Source organism: Achromobacter colocynthidis (genome assembly GCF_057334535.1).
In genome coordinates this window covers 100850-119969 of record NZ_JBHFIZ010000031.1, presented here as the reverse complement: position 1 = coordinate 119969, position 19120 = coordinate 100850, and the positions used below count along the sequence as shown (strand labels likewise).

Annotated in this window: 18 protein-coding genes, 1 tRNA gene and 1 pseudogene; 4 read left to right on the top strand and 16 right to left on the bottom strand. The window is 62.0% G+C overall.

The window, feature by feature from the left end; translation table 11 throughout:
• Window positions 1-227 precede the first annotated feature (227 nt).
• Together ACE04A_RS14210 and ACE04A_RS14205 are read left to right on the top strand one after the other, a co-directional pair.
• Window positions 228-1196 carry a homoserine kinase gene (locus tag ACE04A_RS14210; RefSeq protein WP_448717959.1) on the top strand — a complete coding sequence of 323 codons (969 nt, stop codon included), beginning with the start codon at window positions 228-230 and terminating at the stop codon, window positions 1194-1196.
• A 66-nt stretch (window positions 1197-1262) separates the two neighbouring features.
• Window positions 1263-2066, top strand: a complete 804-nt coding sequence (locus tag ACE04A_RS14205) for a BPSS1780 family membrane protein (RefSeq protein ID WP_259253109.1) — start codon at window positions 1263-1265, stop codon at window positions 2064-2066.
• Between the two features lie 6 nt (window positions 2067-2072).
• Here the strand turns inward: ACE04A_RS14205 and ACE04A_RS14200 are convergent.
• From ACE04A_RS14200 to ACE04A_RS14155, 10 genes and pseudogenes are all read right to left on the bottom strand, one after another.
• A pseudogene (locus ACE04A_RS14200) lies at window positions 2073-2237 on the bottom strand (DUF192 domain-containing protein); the annotation flags it as partial.
• A gap of 65 nt (window positions 2238-2302) precedes the next feature.
• Entirely contained in the window at window positions 2303-3172 is an 870-nt protein-coding gene (locus tag ACE04A_RS14195; protein WP_448717958.1) for a type II secretion system F family protein, read from the bottom strand.
• 27 nt (window positions 3173-3199) lie between these two features.
• Entirely contained in the window at window positions 3200-4045 is an 846-nt protein-coding gene (locus ACE04A_RS14190; protein WP_448717957.1) for a type II secretion system F family protein, read from the bottom strand.
• Window positions 4042-5745, bottom strand: a complete 1704-nt coding sequence (locus ACE04A_RS14185; protein ID WP_447988378.1) for a TadA family conjugal transfer-associated ATPase — start codon at window positions 5743-5745, stop codon at window positions 4042-4044. Before ACE04A_RS14185 ends, ACE04A_RS14190 begins: the two co-directional genes overlap by 4 nt.
• A gap of 4 nt (window positions 5746-5749) precedes the next feature.
• Window positions 5750-7126, bottom strand: coding sequence for a type II and III secretion system protein family protein (locus tag ACE04A_RS14180; protein ID WP_448717954.1), 1377 nt, complete (start codon window positions 7124-7126; stop codon window positions 5750-5752).
• Window positions 7123-7977: a Flp pilus assembly protein CpaB gene (gene cpaB / locus ACE04A_RS14175; protein WP_448717952.1), complete on the bottom strand. Its 855-nt coding sequence runs from the start codon at window positions 7975-7977 to the stop codon at window positions 7123-7125. Before cpaB ends, ACE04A_RS14180 begins: the two co-directional genes overlap by 4 nt.
• Window positions 7974-8507, bottom strand: a complete 534-nt coding sequence (locus ACE04A_RS14170; RefSeq protein ID WP_279996867.1) for a hypothetical protein — start codon at window positions 8505-8507, stop codon at window positions 7974-7976. The genes cpaB and ACE04A_RS14170 overlap by 4 nt, the downstream gene beginning before the upstream one ends.
• Before the next feature lie 185 nt (window positions 8508-8692).
• On the bottom strand, window positions 8693-9322 hold the full coding sequence (locus ACE04A_RS14165) for a pilus assembly protein (protein ID WP_448717951.1): 630 nt from the start codon (window positions 9320-9322) through the stop codon (window positions 8693-8695).
• Window positions 9319-10740: a hypothetical protein gene (locus tag ACE04A_RS14160; RefSeq protein WP_485820231.1), complete on the bottom strand. Its 1422-nt coding sequence runs from the start codon at window positions 10738-10740 to the stop codon at window positions 9319-9321. Before ACE04A_RS14160 ends, ACE04A_RS14165 begins: the two co-directional genes overlap by 4 nt.
• 14 nt (window positions 10741-10754) lie before the next feature.
• A complete protein-coding gene (locus tag ACE04A_RS14155) occupies window positions 10755-11021 on the bottom strand; it encodes a hypothetical protein (RefSeq protein WP_100855097.1) in 267 nt (88 codons plus the stop codon).
• A 491-nt stretch (window positions 11022-11512) separates the two neighbouring features.
• On the opposite strand from ACE04A_RS14155, the gene ACE04A_RS14150 reads away from it, so the two are divergent.
• Together ACE04A_RS14150 and ACE04A_RS14145 are read left to right on the top strand one after the other, a co-directional pair.
• Window positions 11513-11806 carry a hypothetical protein gene (locus tag ACE04A_RS14150; protein WP_100855096.1) on the top strand — a complete coding sequence of 98 codons (294 nt, stop codon included), beginning with the start codon at window positions 11513-11515 and terminating at the stop codon, window positions 11804-11806.
• A gap of 103 nt (window positions 11807-11909) precedes the next feature.
• Entirely contained in the window at window positions 11910-12074 is a 165-nt protein-coding gene (locus ACE04A_RS14145; protein WP_279996864.1) for a 2'-5' RNA ligase, read from the top strand.
• A 77-nt stretch (window positions 12075-12151) separates the two neighbouring features.
• Here the strand turns inward: ACE04A_RS14145 and ACE04A_RS14140 are convergent, their stop codons facing one another.
• The 6 genes from ACE04A_RS14140 to ACE04A_RS14115 all read right to left on the bottom strand — a co-directional run bounded on the left by ACE04A_RS14140 (window position 12152) and on the right by ACE04A_RS14115 (window position 19077).
• Complete coding sequence (locus tag ACE04A_RS14140) at window positions 12152-12409, bottom strand: hypothetical protein (protein ID WP_485820230.1); 258 nt, start codon at window positions 12407-12409, stop codon at window positions 12152-12154.
• Window positions 12410-12809: 400 nt separating this feature from the next.
• Window positions 12810-12888 (bottom strand) — tRNA-Ile (locus ACE04A_RS14135).
• Between the two features lie 9 nt (window positions 12889-12897).
• On the bottom strand, window positions 12898-15177 hold the full coding sequence (gene rpoD / locus ACE04A_RS14130) for an RNA polymerase sigma factor RpoD (protein WP_259253126.1): 2280 nt from the start codon (window positions 15175-15177) through the stop codon (window positions 12898-12900).
• Between the two features lie 685 nt (window positions 15178-15862).
• Entirely contained in the window at window positions 15863-17923 is a 2061-nt protein-coding gene (dnaG, locus tag ACE04A_RS14125) for a DNA primase (protein ID WP_448717949.1), read from the bottom strand.
• A gap of 19 nt (window positions 17924-17942) precedes the next feature.
• Window positions 17943-18155 carry a 30S ribosomal protein S21 gene (rpsU, locus tag ACE04A_RS14120; RefSeq protein ID WP_006218592.1) on the bottom strand — a complete coding sequence of 71 codons (213 nt, stop codon included), beginning with the start codon at window positions 18153-18155 and terminating at the stop codon, window positions 17943-17945.
• 379 nt (window positions 18156-18534) lie between these two features.
• The gene (locus tag ACE04A_RS14115; protein WP_100855090.1) at window positions 18535-19077 is read right to left on the bottom strand and encodes a phosphoribosyltransferase; all 543 of its coding nucleotides are present in this window, start codon (window positions 19075-19077) and stop codon (window positions 18535-18537) included.
• Window positions 19078-19120 lie beyond the last annotated feature (43 nt).

Here is a 19120-nt window from a genome sequence, read left to right as displayed (position 1 = left end):
TCAATCATCGGGGCGACGCACAGCCGCCAGTCGGGGGAGTCCAAGAATCACTCTACAAAACAAGGGGATGCGGTATTTTACGGGCTTCGCGGCAATATGTCCGGCAGCCTGTCCACGCCTGCCCAAGCCCCTCCCGAACGGCCCGGGCGCTATGTGGTCTAAAATTGCGCCGCCGCCGCCGCACCCGGCATGTCCGAGCGTCCGTTAACTCCTTACCCTGTACATCAATGGCCGTATTCACTCCCGTATCCGACGACGACGCGCGCGCCCTCCTGGCGCGATTCGACCTGGGCGAGTTCGTCTCGCTTCGAGGGATTACGGCGGGTATCGAGAACACCAATTACTTCTTGTATACGACCCGCGGCGAATTCGTGCTGACGCTGTTCGAGGTGTTGACGCACGCGCAACTGCCTTTCTACATTGAATTGATGTACCACCTGGCGGAACGCGGCGTCCCGGTGCCGCAACCGCAAAACCTGCGCGACGGCACCCGGCTGACGACCCTGCACGGCAAACCCTGCGCCATCGTGTCGCGCTTGCCTGGCGGCTACGAGCCCGCCCCCGGCGCGACCCATTGCGCACTGGCGGGCGCAACCCTGGCCCGCGCCCATCTGGCCGCCCAGGATTTTCCGATCCACCAGCCCAACCTGCGCGGCTTGAACTGGTGGCTGGAAACGGCCCCCAAAGTCATGCCGTTTCTTACCCCCGAGCAGGCCGAGCTATTAAGCGCGGAACTGGCTGCCCAACAAGCCGCGGTGACCACGCCCGCCTGGCAGGCGCTGCAGACGGGCCCCGCCCATTGCGACCTCTTCCGCGACAATGTGCTGTTTGCGGGCACGTTCGACGATCCGCTCATGGGCGGCATCATCGACTTCTATTTCGCGGGCTGCGACACGTGGCTGTTCGACGTGGCGGTCAGCGTCAACGACTGGTGCATTGAACGGGATACCGGCGAGTTCGTTCCCGAACTGGTGCAATCATGGCTGGCGGCCTACGCCAGCGTGCGCCCCTTCACCGATGCCGAACGCGAGGTCTGGCCCCTGATGCTGCGAGCGGCCGCCCTGCGCTTCTGGATCTCCCGCCTGTACGATTTTTTCCTGCCCCGGCCCGCGCAAACGCTTAAGCCGCACGACCCGCGGCACTTCGAAAGAGTGTTGCAGGCACGCCACCGCTCGCGCTTGCCAATATTGCCGTAACCGTAACGCCCCCCATAATGGGGCTCGCGCGTCCCTTTTTGAGAGACATCCCTCCTTTAGAGAGCCATGCAAGCAGCATTCTTACCCGCGACGTCCGGCTGGCAATGGGTTCGAGACGGCTTCCGTCTGTTCCGCAAACAACCCCTGGCCATGTTTACCTGGGCAATGTTCATCAGCCTTCTGGTCGTCTTCGCCAGCGCGACTCCTCCAGTGGGCCCGATCCTGGTCGTGGCGCTCATGCCCATCATCACCCTCATGACCTTGTCTGCGTGCAAGCACATTGAGGCCGACCGCGTCATGCTGCCGTCGATGTGGGGCAAACCCCTCAAGCAACCGGGCGTGTTCAGGAAGCTGTTCCTGATGGGCTTGTTGTATGCGGGCTTAAGCATGGCGGCCGGCCTGCTCACTTTCCTGCCGTTCATGGACTCGATGGCGGAGGCTTATCGCATCGCTTCCGTCGAGCGCTCTCTGGACCCTATTCTGATGGCCATGCGGGTTCCGCTGACCATCTTCGCCATTATTTATGTCGTGATCGCCGCCTTGTTCTGGCATGCGCCGGTGTTGGTCGCATGGCATGGCCTGCGCTTGGTGCAAGCCTTGTTTTTCTCCGGTATTGCTTGCTGGCGCAACAAGTGGCCGTTCCTGGTGTACGGCGCCACCTGGGCACTGGTTTTCCTCTTCATCGACCTGTGCGCCGGCCTGCTGGTTTATATGGGCCTGTCGCTCGAATTCGCGGGCACCCTACAGATTCCGTTCAATATCGCCGCGGGCGGCGCGCTGTATTGCAGCTTCTATCCGGCCTATACCTCCGTGTTCGGCATCAATAACACCAGCCCGCATCTCGACAACGGCAACAGCGCCCAGGCATAAGGCAATGCGGCAGGGTGGCAACGCCCTGCGCACCGCCATCACCCGCAGATCCCGCCCGACAAACGCCACGTCGATGGCATAGCGCATGCCAAAGGTATGTACGCCAGCGCAGGGCATGAGCAATACGCCGGACCGCGTGCCAGGCGGTCGGCGCCCCAGCAGGCCCCGCATCCGGCGCCTCCAGTCATCCACACGCAAGAACCTCAGCCGGACAGGCGACAAGGGCGGGCAGCCATTCATTGCACGCTTTGCAGCAATTGAACGGCAATGGGAAACGCCAGCACGATGAACGTGCACGGGAAAATGCACGCGATCAAGGGCAGCAGCATTTTTACCGGCGCCTGCATCGCCAATTGTTCGGCTCGCACGTGCCGGTCGCTGCGGCACTGCGCCGCTTGTGCCCGCAGAACCGGCCCCAGGCTGATGCCCAGCGCCTCGGCTTGCGCCAATGCGGCGGCCCAGGTCCGGGCAAGCGGGCTGTTGCTGCGGTCGGCCAGCGCCTTGATCGCGGCTGTACGCGTAACGCCCGCCCGCATCTCGGCCAAGGCCTCCGCCAATGCATCGCGCAGAACACCTTGCGGGCCGCTTTGCGCCGCCAACTGCAGCGCCCCCTGCACACTCAAACCCGCTTCCACGCATAGCGTCATCATGTCGAACACAAAGGGCAGATCGCGTTCAATGCTGCGGCGGCGTGTTTCGCTCAGGCTACGCAGCCAGGCGCGGGGAGCCAGGCCAGCCAAAATGCCCAAAGCCAGCGCCCAAGGCATCCAGGCCAAGGGCGACATGCCGTAGGCCGCCATCGCGCCTGCCGCCGCCCCACCAGCCAACAACGCCGCGCTGGCGCTCAATGCCGCCACGTGTGCGTAACCCACGCTTGCCGGTAAGCCCGCCCATTCGATCGCGCGAGCCAATCGTGCGCGCAGGCGCCACGAACATAGCGGCCCCGCTATTGGCGCCACGGCAGATACCCATGGCCAGGCAGCCCGCCACCACCATGGCAATCCGGCAGACACCGCCTGTTTGCCGCCCAGCAAGGGGCGCAGCGCAAACCAGGTCACGCAACCCACGGCCAGCGCCGCCATCAACATGCTCAGGTTCAGCAACATGGCCCCCTTCCCCATTACCCCCTCCTGTTAGAGCTCGATCCGGACAATGCGCCGGATCAGGAACACACCCGCCGTCTCCAGTACGGCCACCATCGCAAGCACGCCCCACCCCATGGGCGTGTGCCACAGCAAGCCCATGATGTCGGGTTCAAGCTCATTCAACACGGCGAGCAACACCAAGGGCAGCGCCCCTACTATCCATGCTTGCAAACGCCCTTGGGATGTCAGCGCCTGCAGCTTCGCCTGCAACTGCAAGCGCGCACGCAAGGTTTGCGCAATGCTCTCCAGCGCCTCGGCCAGGTTGCCGCCGGTCTGTGCTGCAATACGCATGGCGGCCACCACCAGCGAGGTGGAGTCGGCGGGCATCCGCAACTGCAAATTTCCTAGCGCCGCATCCCACGGCACGCCCAAGCGCTGCTCCCGCAGCATCAAGCCAAATTCCTGGGCCAGCGGTGCGCCGCTCTGCTCAACCACATGGCGCAAGCCCGTGGGCAGTGCGACCCCTGCGCGCAATGCCGAGGCCAGCATCAACAACGCCATTGGCAATTGCTGTTCGAAACGGCGTGCCCGCCTGCGCCGCAGCATCTCAACCATCATGCGAGGCGCCCGAGAGGCCAGCCCGGCAAGCAACGCCGCCAGAATGCCACTGCCCGTCAACGAAAAAGCCAACGCCGCCGACAGCGCCGCGCAGGCGACGGCCGCCAGCCACAACTGCGAGGGGTCGATGAACAGGAACACCTCGCTAAGCCGGACTCCCGCGTCTTGCGTGTAAAGCTCCCGGTAGCGGCGCAATGCCGGCGCAAACCAGGCCTGGGCATGCAGCACCAACACTGCTGCGCAGCACATAGCGCCCGCCGCCGCCAGCCAGATCATGGAAACCCCGGTGCAGACTTGGACGAAGGCGCCCCCTTCGGCATCGACGTTTCGGTGAACCACGCCGGATCCATCGATACCCCGTCGTCAGACCAACCCTGCGAAAAGCCGGGCAACGCTCCACATCCCTTGAAGCCCGCCGTCCGGTCAAATCGGAATAGCTCCTGCAGTTGTATGCGCCCACTTTCCATCCCCGCGACTTCGACGATCGACGTCACGACGCGACGACCGTCCGCCAAGCGGGCCTGCTGCACCACAAGCTCAACGCTGGCGGCGATCTGTTCGCGCACGGCGGACAAGGGCAAGTCCAGGCCCGCCATCAGGATCATCGATTCCAGTCGGCCCAAGGCATCGCGAGGTGAGTTCGCGTGCAAGGTTGTCAACGAGCCCTCGTGGCCCGTGTTCATGGCCGTCAACATGTCGAACGCTTCGGCGCCACGGCACTCCCCGACGACGATACGGTCCGGCCGCATGCGCAGCGCGTTGCGTACCAGCTCGCGTATGGCGATATGCCCCCTGCCCTCCTGGTTGGCGGGACGCGCTTCCAGGGCCACCAGATGATCGTGATTCAGCCGCAACTCGGCGGCGTCCTCAATGGTGACGACCCGCTCGCCATCGGGGATTTCGTTGGACAAGATGTTCAGCAAGGTCGTTTTGCCCGAGCCCGTGCCGCCGGACACAACCAGGTTTTTGCGCATCCTGACGCATAGCGCCAGGAATCGCGCCATGGCCTCGCTTAAGGACGCCGCCGCGATCAGATCGGACATCTGGGGCCGCCGCTGCGGAAACTTGCGGATGGTCAAGCTGGCGCCTTTCATCGCCACCGGCGGAATGATGGCGTGCACGCGCGATCCATCGGGCAAGCGTGCGTCAACCATGGGCGAGCTTTCGTCGATGCGACGGCCCAGTGGCGTGACGATGCGCTCGATTACCCAACGCACCGATTGTTCGCTGGTGAATGCGGCGGGGTGTCGCCAAAGCCGCCCCGCGCGTTCCACATAGATCTCGTCATAACGGTTGACCATGATCTCGGTGATGTCTGGCGCGGCCAGCAGGGGCTCCAAGGGGCCCAATCCCACGGCTTCGTCCAGCACCTCTCTGCACAAGGCCTGCTTGGCCGCATCGTCGGGCAAATCGACGTCCGACGCGACGATATGCGTCAGCAGGCGCTCGGCTTCGGCGCGCAACGTGCCGTCGCTCATGCCCGCGACGTCGCGCCGGCGCAGGTCCAGCGCGTCGAGCAAGGCCGCGTGCAGGCGCCGACGCGCTTGCACGCGCTGTGGCGCAATGGGCGGCAACGGCATCGTGGCTATCGAAGGCGCTGCCGTCTCAGCCGGGGTCAGCACGGCCGCGTCCGGCGATGCGGGCGCAACGGCTACGGCGAAGGCCAGAGCCGGTGCAGCATCGTCCGGCGCCACCCACCGTACGCGCAAGCGGCAAGGACCTATCAGGATATCGTCGTCGGGCAAGACCGGCGCATGACGCACCACTCTTGCTCCGTTCACCAGGGTGCCTGCCAAGGTACCCAGATCCTCCAGGACAATATCGTCGTCTTGACGAAGCAAACGGGCGTGCTGCCGCCCGACTCGCCAATTGACGATACGCAAGCCGCACTGGGAGCCCCGTCCGATCAGCACCGGCGTCGGCGCGAACTGTCGGCGAACGCCGGAATCTTCAAATGTCATTTCGATGTCGAGCATGGCGTCACTCTTGATGTGGAGTCTGGGGGAAGTCATCGCGGGCGACCCACTGCGAACCTGCACCTGCATAGGGATCCCAAGCGTCGACGGTGACGGGCGTTGCGGTGCCCAGGCGCGGCGGCTCTGGAAACGCCTTGTCCAACACTCCTCGCCCGCGCCGCACCCGATCCTGCATTGCGGGCTCGCTTTGCGACACAATCTTGGGCGTCACAAAAATGGCCAATTCGGTTTCGCGCTGCTGAAACCTGCGCGACGAAAACAAGGCACCAAGAATGGGAATATTCTGCAACCAGGGCAGGCCATTGATCTCCTGGCCTTGCTCTCGCGACAAGAAGCCCCCAATGACCAGCGTATTGCCCGATCTGACGTTGAATTCGGTGGAAGCCCGCCGCGTCCGCAAGGCCGGGCCACCCGCAACGCTTAGCGACGTGTCGACAGAACTGGCCTCGACTTCGATCAACGACCGAATCACGCCGTTTCGGTCGATGCGCGGCGTGATGTTGAGCGACACGCCATACGGTTTGAACAAGGTGGTGGGATTGCCACGCGAATCGGTCGACGTGTAGGGAACCTCGCCGCCCGCCAGGAACGTGGCGCTGGCGCCGCTGCGCGCAAGCAGTTGCGGCTGCGCCAGCATGACGGCTTCACCACTTTGCGCCAGCGCGGCGATGCGGGCGGACAGTAAGGCATTGACTCCGAAGTAACCCGCGGCGGCCGATGCCGGCCCGGCTGTCTCGATGATGGATTCGCCAGGTCGGGTCATGCGCGCCCGCGAGCCTGCGTCCCAGGCCAGGCCGGCATTCGCACCGCCTTGAGTCACCCCGTCCCAACGCAGGCCGAACTCGCGCATTCGCGATGTGGGAATCTCAACCACCTGCACATCAAGCAGCACCATTCGGTCCCATCCCACTTGCCCCGTGAAGTCCAGGATGGCGGGATAACGTTCGGCCAGGGCGGCAATGCGTGCCCGGTCGTCGTCGGACAAATCGTCTCCTTCGATCACGATTCGCCCTCCCACCGTGGTGCTGCGCGCGCCAGGAATACGGGCAAGCAGCGACTCAACCTCTGCCCGCAAACGCGGCGCGCCAGCGGCGACAACGCGCAGGTCATAGGCTTTCGGTTTGGCCCCGGCCGCCCAGACGTGCACGGACGACACGCCTTCGGCGCGGGCAAAGATCACGACGTCCCGGCCTTCTGTCGCAACGGCGCTCAACACCTGCCCGTTTCCAATGGCCACTCGTTTCACGCCGGGGTGCGGCAGTACCCGCGTTTCACCTACCTGCAACTCCAACGCCTGCGGCTCAGTTGAGGGGGAGGCAGTGGCCGTGGTGGACGTCAGGGCAAGCGTGATTGCGCTCAGGATGAATGCGATGCGTCTCATGGCCGCTCCGATGCACTACCCGCCATTGCGGCGGCGTCTGAAGGAACAGGCGATTGCGCCTGCATGCGGTCCCCGTACAAGATCGTTACGCCGGGAGCAGGCGCGGGTTCCGGCGCCAATCCGATAAGCGAGGCCAGATCCGTCTGAGTGGATTCGGCAACGGCCGCCTCATCGTCGCGATGTCGCAGCATGGCCGTCAACGAACCCGCCTGCCTGGCAGCGACGAACTTCATGGCTTGGTCCGGATCGGCGGCAAGCGTAATGCTGCCGGCACCGCTTGCCACCCCATCTTCATCGGCCCCGGCGCCAACCGTCAGCACACGCATGCCCTGCAGCAAAGGCACGGTGAGCTCTCTTTGTCGATGAGGAAAGGTCACGTAGATGTCGATCAAGTCACCGGCACGCAGCATATCGGCCAGCCCGCCAAGGTCAGCCGCGGCGACAGTCAGCGCCCGCTGGCCCGAACGCAGTCGGGATGCCAAGGCGGGGGCCGGCATCGAGAAAGTCAGATGTGACTTCAGCAAAGGTTCGCCGTGGGCCACATCCGCCACCAAGGTGCCACCAAGCAAATTGTTCAGCGCCAGCGGATCCAGGCTGGCGGAAGACGCCCACTGCGCCGGAATCTCGCGGACCGCCACGTCAGCCTCTTCCAGCCGCGTGCCCGCGGCAAGGTCATAGGCGGCAACCAGACGCTCGACAACCGGTGTGCGAGCCTCGGCTTCCAACGCCTCTACCCGTTGCTGCACGTGCTCGCGCACGGCCCATGCCGACAGCAACCCCGCCATCAATGCCAGCCCATACACGCCGGCGCGGCGCAGCCGGGAAACGCCATGCATCAGTGCAGCCTTCATGGCACCCACCTTCTGACCCGCAGGCCGCTGCCCGCATCCAACGGCACCAACGACACCTGCATGCGTTGGTCTGCGCGCGCCCATGACTGCAAAGCGCCGTCATCTGCTTCAAGGCGCCACCCGTCGCGCAGCAAGGCCGCTTTTAGCAAGGGGGCTATCCGAGAAGGCGGCAAGCCATGTTGCCAAATACGCTCCCACACTTTGACGCCCGCCTCCATCACTGCAAAATCGAGGCGCAGCCGTGCGCCCTCTGGCAGCCAGACGGGCATCACAGGGTTGGGAAGGGCCGCCATGCGCAGCGAAGACACCGTGCCGATGGTCCGGCTCGGACCTGCACTTTGCATTTGCGCCACCCATTGCTGATCATCGATCCAGCCAGACAGGATGAGATGGCCCGGCAGCACATTCAAATCGGACAAGCCCGGCTGCTGGTCCACCAACGCGCGGACCACGGCACGGCTATCCGCCGGTGCGTCAAACACCAGCACTTGGGCCGGGTAGCCATGAAGCCACACGCGGTCAGCCAGCAAGGCATGCGTGGACCCTTCCGGCAAGCGCAGCCCGCTTAGAGAAACAGCGACTGTCGTTGCGGACTGCGAGGGCTGTGCGACGCAGGGGCCCGCCACCGTCGCAAGCCACGTCATTACCGCCAAGCGACGAAGCAGACGAACGACGACAGGCCTTGTCCGGAGAATCGAAGTCATTGAGTACGCATTCATGGCTTTCGTCCTTTACGTATTCCCAACCGGTCAGGCGGCACCACATCTGCCCACGCGGACAACCAATCGGTCTGTAGCGCGGCCCGCCTCCAGGGACCGTCCATGCGCCGTGTGGCAGGCCCGCCGCGTCGCGCCTGCGCAAGCGACGCCCGTTCAACCTGGCGCCATGCGGTCGGTGCATTGCCAATACGACGGCGCGCGTCGGCGTCTCCATGTGCATGGCCGGCACCGATCGCCACATGCGCATGGCGCGCGATGATCGGCGCTTGCCCCTTCCGCGAAGGCATCGCGCGCGCATACACCGAAAGCAGGCGCAGGCCGTCGCCAAACCATTCGCCCTGCAATACAGACATGTTCGACGGCGCGATGCCGGGCAGTTCAAGGATCCGTTGGCGCAGTCCCGCGGCAACCATCGAATGCGCTGGCGCCACGGGCTGCCCCAGCGCGCCGAACATCGCCGTTTTGCGGCTGACCTGCGACAACTGTTGAGCCGAGAACTGCAGCCCGCCGACCCAGGACACTGCCCAAACCAGCACCGCCATCAGCGGCAGCATCAGCAAGGCTTCGACGATCGCCTGCCCTTGCTGACGCGCGGGGCAACGGAGATACCTATCCCTCTGCATCATGGCGTGCTCCGGGCATGCGAGGCCTCTGCGCGCGTGACCGCCGAGAGACGTGCCTGCCAATAAGGTCGAAACAAGGTGGCCAGTTCTTCACGGCGATCCGCACGCTGCTCCGGCCGCAAGAAATACGTTTCGGCGGCGCTGGTCACGGTGATCCCTCCGGACTGCCCCAGGGCGGCGTAACGAAAGATGCCCGTCGGCGACGCCAACACGCTGTCCGCATCGGTGGTCTTCAGTACAGAACCAGACCAACGCACGCGCACGGCAAACCGCAGCCTTTCGTGCAAGCGCGACGCCTTGACTTCGCGGTAAGCCGGCAAGCCTTTGCCGGGCCAACGCTGCGCGGACGCCATCGCATAGGAATTCGCCATGGGGTTGGTCACGCCGCTGAAGATGTCCCACGCGGTGGACTGCTCCACCCAGCGCCAAAAGTCCTCTTGGGAAAAGTCCGCGGGCGGCTCTTCCACGTAGTCCACGCCATCTGGCGTCTTGGACTTCTGGCCCTGCGCCGTACCCCAGGCCATTGAGTATTCACGGAAGTAGCAACCAATCCATCGATTGGATCGCAGCGCATGAAATGAGTGCGTGTCCAAGGCACCCCAACGTCCATCGGGCCCAAGCCATGTCGAACCACGGCGACGCAACTCATGCCGCTTCAAAGGGCAGCGCTTGCTGACGGGCCAGGGATTACGGCGTGTGGCATTGCGCTTTTGCAGATATCCGTAGCGGTCAGCCGCTAGTTCCACTGCTGGCCGCAAACCCGCTTTGCGCGTGGCTACGTTGCGCTCGGCGAACCCCGGCCACGCATCCGACAGGAGATTCAACGTCAGACCCCGCGCACGCGGCGACTTGCTCAAATCCGAACTCGAACCCTGATCAGAACCCGGATCCGGATCAGTCATGTTGGCTTCCAGGACTTTGCGCATGATGCGATCGCGCGAGGCCGTCAGCCTCGCCATGGCTGAGGCCGCCGCCGCGTCCAATACCCGATGCACAACGTGGTCATGTTGCGCGAACGCGCTTGCCAACCGCGACTCGGCATCGGGCAATGCCTGCCCTGCCCGATAAGCAAGCCCCATATCCGGACCGAACAGCATGGCGATCAAGCCGGCAGGCGGGTTGCCCCGGGTACGTTGAGCATGCATGGTACGGCCGTACTGCGCCGCGGCTGCCAAGGTGACCAAGTGCGCCATGGCGACTTGATGCGCAATCTGCGTTCGGTTCACATAGGCAAGGGCATTGAGCGTGCGCGCTTGCTCAAGCGCGCCACTGTAGGCGGCCGCGTCCGCCGCATGGGTCAAGCGCATACGGCCTTCCGCCGTTTGACCCAGGTTGTAGAGCACAACCAGGGATACCGCCGCGCCCGACACGATCATCATGCCCAGCACCAATGCCTGGCCATGCTGAACGCTGGAAGGCATGCGCATCTGCGTCATCACTTCGCATCCGAGGCATTGCCGGTAAAGGACTTGAGCGACCGAGCCTTGGCCTGAGCCGCTGCCTTCTGAGCCGCCTGCTGTGCCGCGCGCGTCTGTGTGCCGCCATCTTCCCCTGCAAGCTCACGTGCCATGGCGGCAGTCTGTGAACGCACCACCTGGCCGAAATACTGATAGACGGCAATGGCCGCCACCGCTACGAGCGCCACAACAACGATGTATTCGGTCATACCCTGGCCCAATTGCCGCTTTCGACTGCTCCACATCTCTGCTCTCCGCTGCGTTGAATGAAGCGTCAGTGTCGGCTCGGCCCCAGGACGCCACAATTCGCGCATGCCGAGGTGGGCAAAAAGATCCCGCGATCTTGACGTGCGTGAGAACGTGACAGCCCAACAAGAAAAAACCCTTCGCACCATGGGCTGCGAAGGGTTCATGCGATGGGTGGACGTGGCCCCCTCAAGATTCTTGTAACCCTTTAATTTTCTGGGGTTTTCCCTATTGCCGATGGAATTTCACAGCAGTAGATTTGAGTTGCCGGGCTGTCTGACACCCATCGCGTGCGAAGCCGGGCAGGAGCGCCTCAGACTCATCTTGAGCTGGGGCGCTCTTCCATTGGGACGTCGTAATTGCCAGACATTCGGCATATCAAGACGGCCAAACCATCTCGTTTCCACATTGCCGCAGGCCGTGTTGCGATAACGAGGAACGTCCCCGTTTTTGATGGAATATACTGGATATACAAACAGTATTTTCCGCCATGACGTTCAAAGCCCCCCTCACCCTTGACGACCTTCGCACCATCCGCGAACGCCAGCCCTGGAATTCAGATGTGATCTCGCTGCTCTGGGAGGTCAAACGGCTGCGCTCGGTGTTGCTGCGTGCGTATCAGTTATCTGGCGACTTCAAACGGCCGGCCGGGGTCACGGGCGAACTTTACGACGACTTCATGAAAAGCCTGCGCGACGAACCCTGTGTGCAAGAACGTGACGGGCTGGCGTCATCGCTGCTTGAAGCGCCGGACAAGCTCAGGAAAGGAATGGCCCCGCGGTAGCCGCTGGGGCGTTCCCCGGCGGGCCGCAGAGAGGGGAGTCAATTGGTCTTAGATTGGACCTAGAAGCCACGCAAAGCTGAGTTCGCTTGGTAGAGTGCGATGCATGAACGACTGGCCTATCCCCAATTTCCCGCTCGAGCAATTCAGAGCGCTCTCGTTCGCGGACAAAGAACTTTGTCTGGCGATGATCCGCGCATACTGTGCAGAGGTTGCGCTGCAAGAACAAATCGGCTTGCGGCCGGCCGAGGATGATCTCTCTCTCTATTAGCTAATCCCACCATCGCCTGACTAGGCGGCAACATGGCCTGACACAGCCGCCGGCGTCCGGCGGGCATCAGCGCGACGTCAGGCCTGCAAGCGGGCCCGCACGGGGGCGACGCCGGCGCGCCGCTTCCAGGTAAGCAGGCCTTCTCCTCCATGCTCAAGCGCCCCATACCAGATAGCGCGCGCACCGCGGGCTGGTGGCGTGTCGGCGTGCAATAACCATTGCGCGATGTGCACATGCATAAGCAGCATGATGCCGTCAGCCAGATGGTCGCGGTGCCCCATCAGGTCCAGGTAGTGGACCAATTCACCGCTGCGCGCGAGCTTGGTATAGGCCACCAGACGCTCTGTGGTCTCAAGTGGCCCGTTGCGATGGCCGGGGGTATCAATGAAATGGGACGCACGCGATAGCCGATGCGCTCGGCACGGCGGATCTTGGACAGGTTGCGCGAAGACCTGCCACGCAGCAGGCGGTTCAGCCCCTGGACATCGCGGCAGGCGTGTAGATCCAGCATCATCGGCGTGGCCCCCCGGCCACTGCCTTGCATATCGTAGCGCTGCGCCACACGCTGCATGCGCACCAACGCCTGCGTCGAACCCGGCCCTTGCGCCCGCGCCTTGTCGCGCATGCCGAAGACAGGGACTTTTTGGACACTGCGCGTTGGGTCCGGCAGACGCCGAAAATGAAACAGCCGCCATTGCTGGCGGCTGTTTCGTACCTGATTTCTCAGGATTTTCTTGGTAGGCCCCCCGAGAGTCGAACTCGGCACCAATGGATTATGAGTCCACTGCTCTAACCAGGCATGAGCTAGAGGCCCAGGAAACTATTACTGCCCTTCCAGGAAGCTCTTCAGCTTATCGGCCCGGCTGGGGTGACGCAGCTTACGCAGCGCTTTAGCCTCTATTTGGCGAATGCGCTCGCGGGTGACGTCGAACTGCTTGCCCACTTCTTCCAGGGTCTGGTCGGTGCTCATTTCGATACCGAAACGCATACGCAGAACCTTGGCTTCACGCGGGGTGAGAGAGTCTAGCACTTCCTTGACCACATCACGCATGGAACCATGCAAGGCCGCGTCCGACGGCGCCAGGGTCGACGTATCTTCAATGAAATCGCCCAGGTGCGAGTCATCGTCGTCACCAATCGGCGTTTCCATCGAGATCGGTTCCTTGGCGATCTTCAGGATCTTGCGGATCTTGTCCTCGGGCATGTCCATCTTCTGCGCCAGGGTTGCGGGATCCGGCTCGGCACCGGTTTCCTGCAGGATCTGACGGCTGATCCGGTTCATCTTGTTGATCGTTTCGATCATGTGAACCGGAATGCGGATGGTGCGCGCCTGGTCAGCGATGGAACGCGTAATGGCCTGACGAATCCACCACGTGGCGTACGTCGAGAACTTGTAGCCGCGACGGTATTCGAACTTATCCACGGCCTTCATCAGACCAATGTTGCCTTCCTGGATCAGATCCAGGAACTGCAGGCCACGGTTCGTGTACTTCTTGGCGATCGAGATCACCAGGCGCAGGTTGGCCTCGGTCATTTCACGCTTGGCCTTGCGAGCCTTGGCTTCGCCGGTGGCCATGCGCTTGTTGACGTCCTTCAGGTCCTTCAGCGGCAACACGACGCGCGTTTGCAGGTCGATCAACTTCTGCTGCAATTCCTGAACAGCGGGAATCTGGCGTTCCAGCGTCTCGGCGTAAGGATGGCCAGCGGCAACTTCGTCCACCACCCACTGCAGATTGGTTTCGTTGCCGGGGAAGACCTTGATGAAGTGCAAGCGCGGCATGCCGGCACGGTCCACACACGTATGCAGGACGGCGCGTTCAAGCTGGCGCACTTCTTCCACTTGGCTGCGCAGCGTGTCAGCCAGCTTCTCCACCATCTTGGCGGTGAAGCGGATACCCATCAGTTCGTTCTGGATGGATTCCTGGGCGCGCACATAGATGTCCGACTTGTAGCCGTCCTTCTCGTACGACAGGCGCATCTTGTCGAACTGCTTGCCCACTTCATCGAACTTGGCCAGCGCCTTCACGCGCAGGTCTTCCAATTGCTTGCTGGACATGCCGCCGGCGGGGCCATCGTCGCCTTCGTCTTCGTCCGCGGTGACACCGGCGCCGGCGTATTCTTCGCCGTCTTCCGGATCAACAAGGCCGTCAACGACTTCGTCGATCTGCGCCTGGCCTTCGCGCACGCGCAGGATGTGGGCAAGGATCTCGTTGATCGTGGTCGGGCAGGCCGAAATAGCCATGACCATGTGCTTCAAGCCGTCTTCGATGCGCTTGGCGATTTCGATTTCGCCTTCGCGAGTCAGCAGCTCGACCGAACCCATTTCGCGCATGTACATACGCACGGGGTCGGTGGTGCGGCCGAAGTCGGAATCCACCGTGGTGAGCGCGGCTTCGGCTTCGTCTTCGACATCGTCATCGTTGGACGCGACGGGCGCGTTCTCGCTCATCAGCAGCGTTTCGGCGTCGGGTGCCTGGTCATAGACCGCGATACCCATGTCGCTGAATGTGCTGATGATGCCGTCGATGGCTTCAGCGTCGACCAAGTCGTCAGGCAGATGGTCGTTGATTTCGCCGTACGTCAGGTAGCCGCGATCCTTGCCCAGCTTGATCAGCTGCTTCAGGCGGTTGCGGCGTGCTTCGTATTCTTCCGGCGTGACGGGGCCACGGGCGATCAGATCCTTGGGATCAGCCTTGCCGCGCTTGCCACCACGCTTGGGCGGCTTCAGATCGGGCAGGACTTCGCCTTCGCCGTCCATCGTATCGTCGAAACCGTCGGAATCATTGTTGGCATTCTTGGCGGGACGGCCCGGACGGCGGCCGCTCGGCACGGGGCCCGAACGCGGGGCGCTGCCCCCCACCAGGTCGGCGAGCTTGTCCTCAGCCTTCTTGGCGCGAGCCTTCGTCACTTTTTCGGGCTTGTCAGCCGCAGCCGTCTTGGTTGCCTTCTTGGCAGCCGTCTTGACAGCAGCAGGCTTGGCGACCTTCACCGCCGTCTTGGCGGGCGCTTTTTCCGCCGCCATGCTTACGGCGCGCTTGGCCGCGGGGGCCTTGATTTCAGCCGCATCAATTGCAGAGGAGGATTTGCCGGTGGATTTGGTCATAGTCGCTTCCGTGGTCGTCGCAACCCGTTTGGGCATGTTGCACCGCGCAAGCACCACGCCAGACTGTGGCCTAGCGCGACGCAGCTACGGGTAAAACAGATAAATCGGCGAAGATCACGCGGCTGCGTTGTTCGCAGCGCCAGTTCTTTCGAACCCGTTTAGCGACGTGGCGGTGCAATACCGTTGGGGCGCTTTACGTGCATAACCTCATTCCGCGACGGATTCCGGGCGTTGGGGGGGCTGCCTGCCTATAAATAGGCTTTGCTTGCTTATGGGGTCATTGCCCCTAGCAGCTATGTAGACACAGCACCCAGACCACTAACGCTACGCAAAAATGCTCGCCGTTGAACTGCCTGATTCACCGCTCAGCCTTTGGCATCAGCCATTGGCCATAATAATTTAATGATGTAACAAATACGGCTGCCGAATTAAGCTCTTCGTCTAAGCTCTTCGGCAGCATTTCAATTCCTTGGTACTCTTTTCTGGCGCACTACGTCCAAGCGCCAATATTGCTTCTATTGCTTCTATTGCTTCTACTTTCTACGACTGCTTTTCAACTCTGCTTTTCAACTCGCTTTCCAGCTCAGTACTTCAGAATTAGATCTCGATTTCGGGATTTGATTCCGTCAGACCGTTCCGCCAGGCGCCTATGCCTGCCAGCGGACAACCTTTGATTTTAGCGCATTTAACGTATCCCGGCACCTTTCAGGGTGGCCATTCTGCCGGAGAGCTCCAGGTAGCGCTTGCGCGCCTCCTCAGTCGACAGCCCGGTGGACGCCAATTTGGCCATTTCCAGCTTGGCTGAATCGAATTCAATGCGCCGCAAAGCGTCATCCCACTCCGTCTGCGGGTCGGGCAGATCTTCCTGCGACAGGATATCCGCGCGCAACCCTTTCAATACGGTCGCCAAGTCCGAGTCCGGATCAGCCGCTTCCAGCAAGGCGCCCACATGGCGCGCACCGCTGGATTGGGCCAGCATGATCAGGTCTCTTACCAAACCTAGATGGGGGCCATGGTCGATGACTTCAAGCTGCTGATCACCCATGGAATCCACTAATTCGGGGTGGGCCAACAAAAGACCCAGCAAACGCTTGGCCAGCGACGGCATCGTGCGGCGTCCTTCAAAGCCGCCGACGTCATTGTCCCGGCGCCCCTTCCAGTTGCCCTTCCCGCCCTTCCAGTCGCTCTTGCCCTTCCAGTCGCCTTTACTCTTCCACTCGGGCTTCCCTGCTGACCTTTGGCCACCACCACCAAGCATTTCGGCGCCGTGCGACGGAATATGCCCGTAATCGGCATAGTCGGGCTCGTCGGCGGGAATGTCCTGGAAATCATGGCCGGCAAAGTCGTAACCCATATCCGGGTGCCCGCCATCATGACCCGAGCCAGAGCTACCCGCTGCACCGCCCCCTTCACCAGGCGGGGGCTTGGACCCGGCCGGCGTAAAAGGCTTGGCGGGCTGCTGGGCCAGAATCTGCGTCATTTCTTCGGGCGTCAGCTGTACCAGCTTGGCCATTTCGCGCTCGATCTGAACACGCAACGCGCACTCTGGAATCGACGCCAACAAAGGCTTGGCCTCGTGCAGGCAACTGGCGCGCCCTTCCGCTTCAGACATGTTATGGCGCGAGGCCAACTCGTCCAACAGAAAACGCGAAAGCGCCACCGCGTCGCCCAAACAGGCGCGAAAGGCTTCGGCGCCCAATTCGCGCACGTAAGAATCGGGGTCGTGCTCCGACGGCAAAAACAAAAACCGTATCGCGATATCGTCCCGCAGCACCGGCAGGCAAGCCTGCAGCGCTCGCCAGGCGGCTCGGCGGCCCGCTCCGTCCCCGTCAAAACTGAAAATCACCTTATCGCTTGCGCGAAGCAGCTTTTTCACATGGTCTGGCGTGGTCGCCGTACCCAGCGTCGCGACGGCATTGGCAATGCCCTGCTGCGCCAGCCCCACCACATCCATGTAGCCTTCAACCACGATCACCTGACCTTCCTGGCGAATGGCTTGGCGCGCTTCCCAAAGGCCGTATAGCTCGTGGCCCTTGGAAAACAGCGGTGTCTCGGGGGAATTCAGGTATTTGGGCTCGCCCTTGCCGATGATGCGTCCACCAAATCCGATGAGGCTACCGCGCACATTGCGGATCGGAAACATGACGCGCTCGCGAAAACGGTCATAGCGGCGGCCGTCTTCAGACTCGATCACAAGTCCTGACTCGACCAGCGTAGGGTCTTCGTAATTGGGAAATACCTGCGACAGCCCGTGGCGGTCGGTGCCCGACCACCCCAAGCCGAAATGTGCCGCGATTTCCCCAGTCAGGCCGCGCTGTTTCAGGTAGCGGATAGCGGCGGGCGATGCTCGCAACTGCTTCAGATAATGCGCCTGAGCGGCATCCAGCACCTGTGTATGGCGGGATTCCTCGGCCTTACGACGCGCGGATTCCTGCTGCTGGCGTGGACTGCGATTTTCTTCGGGGACCGTCATTCCCGCCGAAGCCGCGAGCGTGCGCACGGCTTCGGGGAAACTGGTGCCCGTATGTTCCATCAGGAAAGTGATGGCGCTGCCGTGTGCTCCACAGCCGAAGCAGTGATAGAACTGCTTGGTGGGGCTGACAGTGAATGACGGACTTTTTTCGTTATGAAAGGGGCACAGGCCAAGCAAGTTGGCCCCACCCTTTCGCAACTGCACATATCGCCCGACTACGTCGACGACGTCGACTCGGGCGAGTAGATCCTGGATGAATGATTCTGGAATCAATAGATTCGGGAATCAAAAATCAATACAGGCGCGGGGGCAGTTGTTGGCTACGGATGCGCTTGTAGTGGCGCTTCACGGCGGCGGCGTGCTTGCGCTTGCGCTCAGCCGTGGGCTTCTCATAGAACTCGCGCGAACGCAGCTCGGTGAGCAAACCGGTCTTTTCGATGGTGCGCTTGAAGCGACGCAGAGCGGCTTCAAACGGTTCGTTTTCCTTCAGTCGAACGATAGGCATAAAGTGATTGGCCTGCTTGTAGGGTAACAAAAGTTGATGACAAACCTGGCTTGCTTACCAGCAACGCTGCGCGGGTCCAGGTCCGCGATAACCGCGGAACGTGGAACCTTTGAAAGCGCAACCCGAGTTCTTGAAAAACGACTAATTGGGAACCATGCAGCGCTGCTTGAACAACACCGATGCGCACCCACTTCTACTCGTTCTTACTTATTTCTCGGATTTCCGCTGGCTGTTTCCGTTACCCAAACACTACCCAAAGAGTAACAAGCCAAGTTCGGTTTAGCGATAACCAGCGATTCTAGCATGGTCAGCGCCGCTTTGACTACTAGGAGGGACTCTGGGCGCGTACTAGCCCCCCTCCTCTGACGCTCACAACGGATCAGCTCGTGTGACCCTTGCGGATCCAGGCTTCCAACTGATGCGGACGAAGACTGTCGTAATCTTCGAACGGCTGGTGAATCCACGGATTCGTCGGCAGCTTTTCAACGTAATAGTCGGGCGTGGCCTGGGAATGCCCCTTCCACCACAGCACCGCGCTGCGCAGTTCGGTGATGTCCGCGAACTGGCGCTTCAGGTGGTCATAGACCTTGTTGAAGGTTTTCCCGGTATCGACCATGTCGTCTACCAGCAACACGCGGCCGGACAAGGTGCCGCGCGTAATGGTGATGAACTGGGCGATATCCATGTCGCCTTGCTTCGTGCCGGCAGCCTCGCGATAGCTGCTGGTCGCCAGGATGCCCAACGGCACGTCAAAAATACGGGACATAACATCGCCGACGCGCATGCCGCCGCGCGCCAGACACAGAATCTTGTCGAACTTCCATCCCGACTGGTGCACCTGCAAGGTAAGGCGCTCGATCAACCGGTTGTAATCGTCCCACGTCACCCACAGATGGCTTTCATCATTGGTCGGCGTGCTCATAGGTAAGCATCTCCTGCTTAAAGATACGAAAAGGGCGCCCCCC